9 protein-coding genes are annotated in these 6,719 nt (G+C 61.9%); 8 read left to right on the forward strand and 1 reads right to left on the reverse strand.

Going from position 1 to position 6,719, the window contains the following annotated elements; all coding sequences use genetic code 11:
- The first annotated feature begins 36 nt into the window (after nt 1–36).
- Genes GL279_RS15015 through GL279_RS15035 form a run of 5 tightly spaced genes read left to right on the forward strand, consistent with a single transcriptional unit; the run spans nt 37 to nt 3,861 of the window.
- Nucleotides 37–726: an ABC transporter permease gene (locus tag GL279_RS15015; RefSeq protein ID WP_114350679.1), complete on the forward strand. Its 690-nt coding sequence runs from the start codon at nt 37–39 to the stop codon at nt 724–726.
- Nucleotides 726–1,487, forward strand: coding sequence for an ABC transporter permease (locus GL279_RS15020; protein WP_114350680.1), 762 nt, complete (start codon nt 726–728; stop codon nt 1,485–1,487). The genes GL279_RS15015 and GL279_RS15020 overlap by 1 nt, the downstream gene beginning before the upstream one ends.
- Nucleotides 1,484–1,840: a RidA family protein gene (locus tag GL279_RS15025; protein WP_155065448.1), complete on the forward strand. Its 357-nt coding sequence runs from the start codon at nt 1,484–1,486 to the stop codon at nt 1,838–1,840. The genes GL279_RS15020 and GL279_RS15025 overlap by 4 nt, the downstream gene beginning before the upstream one ends.
- Nucleotides 1,837–2,763: an arginase gene (rocF, locus tag GL279_RS15030; RefSeq protein WP_155065449.1), complete on the forward strand. Its 927-nt coding sequence runs from the start codon at nt 1,837–1,839 to the stop codon at nt 2,761–2,763. The genes GL279_RS15025 and rocF overlap by 4 nt, the downstream gene beginning before the upstream one ends.
- Before the next feature lie 9 nt (nt 2,764–2,772).
- Nucleotides 2,773–3,861: an ornithine cyclodeaminase gene (locus GL279_RS15035; protein ID WP_155065450.1), complete on the forward strand. Its 1,089-nt coding sequence runs from the start codon at nt 2,773–2,775 to the stop codon at nt 3,859–3,861.
- 332 nt (nt 3,862–4,193) lie between these two features.
- Here the strand turns inward: GL279_RS15035 and GL279_RS15040 are convergent, their stop codons facing one another.
- Nucleotides 4,194–4,358 carry a hypothetical protein gene (locus GL279_RS15040; RefSeq protein WP_155065451.1) on the reverse strand — a complete coding sequence of 55 codons (165 nt, stop codon included), beginning with the start codon at nt 4,356–4,358 and terminating at the stop codon, nt 4,194–4,196.
- A 130-nt stretch (nt 4,359–4,488) separates the two neighbouring features.
- Between GL279_RS15040 and GL279_RS15045 the strand changes: the two genes are divergently transcribed.
- From GL279_RS15045 to GL279_RS15055, 3 genes are all read left to right on the forward strand, one after another.
- Nucleotides 4,489–4,974 (forward strand): IS110 family transposase, encoded by a 486-nt coding sequence (locus GL279_RS15045; protein ID WP_155065452.1) that lies wholly within the window; start codon nt 4,489–4,491, stop codon nt 4,972–4,974.
- 81 nt (nt 4,975–5,055) lie between these two features.
- Nucleotides 5,056–5,481 carry a cupin domain-containing protein gene (locus GL279_RS15050; protein ID WP_211371325.1) on the forward strand — a complete coding sequence of 142 codons (426 nt, stop codon included), beginning with the start codon at nt 5,056–5,058 and terminating at the stop codon, nt 5,479–5,481.
- Nucleotides 5,482–5,506: 25 nt separating this feature from the next.
- On the forward strand, nt 5,507–6,634 hold the full coding sequence (locus GL279_RS15055; protein ID WP_155065453.1) for a hypothetical protein: 1,128 nt from the start codon (nt 5,507–5,509) through the stop codon (nt 6,632–6,634).
- Nucleotides 6,635–6,719 lie beyond the last annotated feature (85 nt).

Raw genomic sequence — 6,719 nt, forward strand, 5'->3', positions numbered from 1 at the left:
GCGCAGCACACGCGCCCTTCAACCGGCGAGGTTCGGATGGATCTGCTTCTGGAATACCGCGAACAGCTTCTGGCCGGGCTGGTCACCACGGTCGAGCTGGCGCTGGCCTCGCTGGTGCTGTCCGTGACTTTGGGGCTTTTGGGCGCCTGGGCCAAGCTGTCGGCCAACCGTGCGGCCAATGCCCTGGCGGGCGCCTATACCACCGTGGTGCGTGGCGTGCCCGATCTGGTCTTGATCATGCTGGTCTTCTTCGGCGGCCAAGTCACGGTCAACGCCATCGGGACGGCCACCGGCCTGTGGGACTATGTCGAGATCAGCCAGTTCGTCGCCGGCGCGCTGACCATCGGAGTGATCTTCGGCGCCTATTTCACCGAAACCTTTCGCGGCGCCATTCTGGCCATCCCGCGCGGGCAAATCGAGGCGGGGATCAGCACCGGCATGTCGCGCCCGCTGGTCTTTCGCCGGATCATCTGGCCGCAGATGGTGCGCTATGCCGTGCCGGGTTTCGGCAACAACTGGCTGGTGCAGCTGAAAACCACGGCGCTGGTCTCGGTCATCGGCTTGCAGGATCTGGTCTATAACGCCTTTTCGGCCGGCCGCTCGACGGGCGCGCTGTTCACCTTCATGGCGGCGGCCTTCGTCATCTATCTGGCGCTGACGGCGCTTTCGGATCTGGGGCTGCGGGCGCTGGAGCGGCGCTATAGCCGCGGCGTGGTGAGGGCGTGATGGAAAACCTGCTGTCCTTCATCCCGCTGGACCTGCCGTTGATCGTCCAGAACCTCGACCGCTTCCTGCAGGGCGTCGGGGTCACGCTGGGCCTGACCTTCCTGTCGCTGGCACTTGGCGGCGCCATGGCGGTGCCGCTGGCCATCGCCCGCGCATCGCGCCACCGGGTGCTGAATCCTCTGATCTGGGCATATACCTATGTCTTCCGAGGCACGCCGCTACTGGTGCAGACCTATCTGCTGTATTACGGCGCGGGCCAGTTCCAGTTCGTCCGCGAAAGCTGGTTGTGGGGTCCGGTGCTGTCGCAAGCCTGGTGGTGCGCGCTGATCGCCTTCACGCTGAACACCTGTGCCTACACGACCGAGCTGTTGCGCGGGGCCATCGTAGACACGCCCAAGGGCGAGGTCGAGGCTGCCATCGCAACCGGCATGTCGCATAGTGGACGGCTGCACCGGATCGTGTTGCCCTCGGCCTTTCGACGCGCCATTCCGGCCTATTCCAACGAGGTGATTTTCATGCTGCATGGCTCGGTCGTGGCAAGCACCATCACCTTGCAGGACATCCTTGGGGTCGGTCGCTGGCTGAACGGGCGCTATTATCTGGCCTATGAGGGTCTGATTACTGCGGCCGTCCTTTATTTCATCATCGTCTTCGCGATCACGCGGGTCTTTCGCTGGCTGGAGCGGCGCTATCTGCGCCATCTGGAACGCCGCCGGGATCCCGTTGTCCGCAATATCGCACCACCCATGGGGGTCAAATGATCGAACGTTTTCACACCAACGCCCGGATGAGCCGCATCGTCCGTCACAATGGCACCGTTTACCTCTGCGGCCAGGTCGGCACCGGCGCGAGTGTCGTTGAGCAGGCCCGTGACTGCCTGGCGCGGGTCGACGCCCTGCTGACCGAGGCCGGTTCCTCGCGCCGTGATATCCTGCATGCGACCATCTGGCTGGCGCATATGTCGGACTATGACGCGATGAATACGGTCTGGGACGAATGGATGCCCGAAGGCTGCGCCCCCGCGCGCGCCTGCGGCGAGGCACGGCTGGCCGGATCGGACCTGCTGGTCGAAGTCATCGTGACGGCAGCGGTATCGACGGCGGTGTCGGCATGAGCGGCGACACCTGCATCTTGATCGGCGCCGGCCTCGACTGCGGCAAGCGGCGGCGCGGCTGTTCGATGGGCCCAGAAGCCTATCGCGTGGCGGGATTGGCCACGACACTGGCCGATCTTGGCTGGCATGTCGAAGACCGCGGCGACGTGCCCGGACCCAAGGCACCACCGCCCTCGCCTGCCGGGCAGGTGCACGCCCGCGCCGAAACCGCCGAATGGACCCGCCTGCTGGCCGAGGCCGCCCGCGCGGCCATGCCCGACGGCTTTCCGATCTTCATGGGCGGCGATCACGCGCTGTCGCTGGGCACCGTGTCTGGCGTTGCCGATCATGCGGCAGCGCAGGGGCGACCGCTCTTTGTCCTGTGGCTGGACGCCCATCCCGACATCCACAACCCGGAAACGACCGCCTCGGGCAACTTGCATGGAACACCCATCGGCTATGTCACCGGACAGCTTGGCTTTGACGGTTTTCCCGCCATGACGCACCCAGTGCCGCCGAAGAACATCTGCTTCATCGGCCTGCGTTCGGTGGACGCGCCCGAACGCGCGGCGATCCAGTCGGCCGGGATGCGTGCCATCGACATGCGCCAGATCGACGAACGCGGTATTGCCGCCCCCCTGGCCGAATTCATCGAGGAGGTGCGGGCCGCCAACGGCATGCTGCACCTGTCGCTGGATGTCGATTTCCTGGACCCAGCCATCGCTCCCGCTGTGGGCACTACCGTCCCGGGCGGAGCCACCTTCCGCGAGGCGCATCTGGCGATGGAAATGCTGCATGACAGCAATCTCGTCACCTCGCTGGACCTTGTCGAGTTGAACCCGTTTCTTGACGAACGCGGCCGCACCGCTTCGCTGATGGTCGATCTGACCGCCTCGCTTTTCGGCCGCCGCGTCTTCGATCGTCCTACCCGCAGCTTTTCCTGAAGGATCATCATGCCCGCCTCCAAGCCCTCCGAACTGGCCTTCATCCGCTTCGTCAGCGTCGAAAACATAATGCGGCTGGTCCACAGCATCGGCGTCGAGACCGTGCTGAAAGATCTTGCCCGCTATATCGAGGACGACTTCCGCCGCTGGGACCTGTTCGACAAGACCCCGCGCGTGGCTGCCCACTCAAAGGATGGCGTGATCGAACTGATGCCCACGTCGGACGGGGTCAGCTATGGGTTCAAATACGTCAACGGCCATCCCCAGAACACGAAATCGGGTTTGCAGACGGTGACCGCCTTTGGTCTGCTGGCGCGCGTGGACACCGGCTATCCCGAACTGCTGACCGAAATGACCCTGCTGACTGCGCTGCGCACTGCGGCGACAAGCGCCATGGTCGCTCGCCATCTGGCGCCCAAGGGCGCCACCACCATGGCCATGATCGGCAACGGCGCACAGTCCGAGTTTCAGGCTCTGGCCATGCGCGCAATCTGCGGAATTGATCGTCTGCGGCTTTACGACATCGACCCTGCCGCTACGGCGAAATTGGTGCGCAACCTGTCCGGCCTCGGCTTCGATCTGACAGCCTGCAAGTCCGGACAAGAAGCGATCCTGGGCGCGCAAGTCATCACCACCTGCACCGCCGACAAGCAATATGCGACGATCCTGACGGACAACATGGTCGGTGCAGGTGTCCACATCAACGCCATCGGCGGGGACTGCCCCGGCAAGACCGAACTGCACGCCGACATCCTGCGCCGGTCGGACGTATTCGTGGAATACACCCCCCAGACCAGGATCGAGGGAGAGATCCAGCAGATGCCCGCCGATTTTCCTGTGACCGAGATGTGGCAGGTCATCGCCGGCACGGTGCCCGGCCGCACCTCGGAGCGTCAGATCACCCTGTTCGACGGCGTGGGCTTCGCTATCGAGGACTTCTCGGCGCTTCGCTATGTGCGCGACCGGCTGGAAGGAACCGACTTCTTCCAGCGCCTCGATATTATCGCCGACCCCGACGATCCACGTGATCTCTTCGGCATGCTAATCAGGGCGGGCGTGCCATCCGCCGGAATGCAGCGTGAAAGCGCCACGCTTTGACGTGGTCATGCAAGTCATGGGGCCTTGCACGATCTGAAGTCATATGACGACGCAAGGGCATTTTTCATGTTGCCAGAGTTTGTCAGCATGATCGGCGCCATTGGTCGGCCTTGCCGTCTTTGTAAAGGCCGACCAATGGACCGATGATTTGTGAGCCGGAGCTATAGCTGGTCCACTTCGCCCGATCGAGAATCGCCGCGTGTCGGTGACAAAGACCATGCAGTCCAGAGCCGCGTCCTAACCGGGTGCGTCTCTTCGGATGGCAATCAGATTGTATTTATACATCTACCCGTCCCAGATTCTGTCGAACGAGGGGCCCTCTGACAGGTCGATTATCCGATGTCCAACACGTCGACAGTGAGATACCCGGCTTCAACGTGGGCCTTGATCGGAAGCGCCGGATTGTCGCTATCCACCGCCACGACGCGGAGACCGGTTTTGGCGGTGAAGAGCTTTTGATAGGTCTCAACGGCCAAGCCGGCGGTGGCGATCAGCACCAGGGCGGTGCCTAGACCCGATGATCGCTGGACGATCTGACTGGGTGGGTGGCCTCTTCCTCTGCATTCTCCGTTCGAGGGTTGCGCCAGATTGGCTGGCACCGAGCCTCAGGAATGGGGGAGAGACCGAATGGAACATACCACGTTTATCGTGCTGGACGTCCACAAGGCAGCGATTTCCGTTGCCGTTGCACAAGGCACGCGTGGCGGTGAAGTCCGGCATTGGGGATCCGTGCCGCACCGGCCATACCAAATCCGCAAGCGGGTGGAGAAGCTGGCCGCAGGCGGTGCGCAGCTGCACTTCTGCTATGAGGCTGGTCCCTGCGGCTATAGCCTGCACCGCCAGCTTGTCAAGATGGGGCATGACTGCATTGTGGTCGCGCCCTCGCTGATCCCGGTCATGGCTGGGGATCGGGTTATGACGGACCGCCGCGATGCGCTGATGTTGGCTAAGCTGCACAGGGCGGGCAAGTTGACAGGCGTCTGGGTGCCGGATGGGGCGCATGAGGCGATGCGCGATCTGGTCCGTGACCGGGCAACAGCGGTACAGGTGTCTGACGCGAGTTTGCCGCGGAATGACGGAAGTCTCAAAATTCGTCACGGCCGGGTTCACTAGGGGATTGCTGTCATGCGTACGGTGCCGCTTGCAGTAAACTGCTGGCAGCATACCGGCCGTTGCCGGAACAGGAGAGCAAGAATGAATGCATTATCCAAGGCCCTGCTGATTGCGGCGTTTGGAGGGGTGTTTGCAGGATTAGCCTTCGCAGACGGAGTCGAGGTCACCCATGTAGAGGGTGCCCAGGCCCGTGACATCGCGCCCATGGGTGTGCCGGGGGTGAATGCCTGGTTGCAGGATGCGGTTTCCGCCGAAAGCGATGACAAGCCGCTGACCTGCGGGTTCTTCCGCATCCAGAAATCCGACGAGCCGCTGGTTTATGACTACGACTATGACGAGGCGAAGATCGTCTTGGAGGGCGAGATCACGGTCAACGACGGCACCAAGACGGTCAACGCCAGAAAGGGCGATGTGCTGCTCTTGCCGAAAGGCGCGCACATCACTTTCACGACCGAAACAGAGGGGATGGCATTCGTCTGCGGCGCGCGGGTGCGCGACTCGGCTTGATGCCGGGATAAGGGAGGAAATGAGGATGAGGAAGATGGCAAGTTCGATATCGGCACTTGCCATCCTCGCTGCGGGCAATTTCGCAAGCGCGGATGAACTGCCGAACCTACATGACCTGACACTAGGCGATCCGATGTTCTATACTTCGGACCAGGACATCAAGGATGACGACGGGCAGAAGCAGATGCTTGGCACGGGTCGTCCGGACCGTACCCATTCCGGCATACCGCATCTGCCGGTCTTCATAGGATACATGAACACCAACTACACCTATCGGTTCGTCACCATCGCCGAACAGGTTTTCACGATGATCGGCGAAGGCAAGCATGGTCTTTGGCGGGTTCAGGAAAATGGCACCATCCGTGAATACCTGAAACCGGACGCCGATGGCCTTTCGGATGGCGATGACCCGCTGTCGCCGGAAAACCTGTCGGTCGTGACCCAGGATTATGCCGCCTATATCCCGCAAGCAGGATGGGACGGCTATCGCTACCCCGACCAGAGGGTTGACAATCAGGGGAGGATTGCCTTCATCGACCTGCCAATTTCCCATCCTAAGTATCATGGGAAATATCAGAAGCACGATCCTGTCGATCTGCCCCTTTTCTACTGCACCATGTCCGAGAACGATTACCCCTATGCGGTCAAGGCGATGGATTTCGCCTTTGCCCAGAAAGGTGCGAACCGGATTGGGCCGTTGGGAAAGCGTGCCGGTCTGGACATTCGGGAAAACTATACGAATGCCCTGCGGCTGACCCATTTCCCGGATGCGCGCTCCTGGGTCAACAGAGGCGTCGAGGGCGAGGATGCCCTGCACGTCGACTGGCAGCCGGTGGATACAAGCCGAACGGACGTAGAATATTACTTGGTGGAACGGCCCTTCTTCAATAAGCCTTATCTGTTCGTGACTGCGGTCTTCGACAACCGGGACAATGATGACCTGAGCTATGTCCGCCCCGAAGGGCCTTACTGGGACAGCCTGAAAGAACGGCAGGCCGGCCTGAAGACAAAGGTGACACGGCAGCCGCGTTTTCATCTGGCGCAGGACATCGAGGCGAAGGCGGTCGGACTGCCGCTTTACGGAGTGCACCATCCCAATCGCGCGGCTTATGGTAAGCGCGACGCTGATCCCCTCCTGCCGCTGGTGATCTGAACGGGCCAATCTCCGTGCGCATGAACGTCGGAGGTGTTGGCTTGGAACGAGACGGCAAAATGGGCGGCCATTTGGACGGCTTCTC

The organism is Paracoccus limosus, from assembly GCF_009711185.1.
In the GTDB taxonomy this organism is placed as follows: Bacteria; Pseudomonadota; Alphaproteobacteria; order Rhodobacterales; family Rhodobacteraceae; genus Paracoccus; species Paracoccus limosus.

Coding starts and splice junctions, on each gene's coding strand:
- GL279_RS15015 (WP_114350679.1), top strand. CDS start 37: ATGGATCTGCTTCTGGAATACCGCGAACAGCTTCTGGCCGGGCTGGTC.
- GL279_RS15020 (WP_114350680.1), top strand. CDS start 726: ATGGAAAACCTGCTGTCCTTCATCCCGCTGGACCTGCCGTTGATCGTC.
- GL279_RS15025 (WP_155065448.1), top strand. CDS start 1,484: ATGATCGAACGTTTTCACACCAACGCCCGGATGAGCCGCATCGTCCGT.
- rocF (WP_155065449.1), top strand. CDS start 1,837: ATGAGCGGCGACACCTGCATCTTGATCGGCGCCGGCCTCGACTGCGGC.
- GL279_RS15035 (WP_155065450.1), top strand. CDS start 2,773: ATGCCCGCCTCCAAGCCCTCCGAACTGGCCTTCATCCGCTTCGTCAGC.
- GL279_RS15045 (WP_155065452.1), top strand. CDS start 4,489: ATGGAACATACCACGTTTATCGTGCTGGACGTCCACAAGGCAGCGATT.
- GL279_RS15050 (WP_211371325.1), top strand. CDS start 5,056: ATGAATGCATTATCCAAGGCCCTGCTGATTGCGGCGTTTGGAGGGGTG.
- GL279_RS15055 (WP_155065453.1), top strand. CDS start 5,507: ATGAGGAAGATGGCAAGTTCGATATCGGCACTTGCCATCCTCGCTGCG.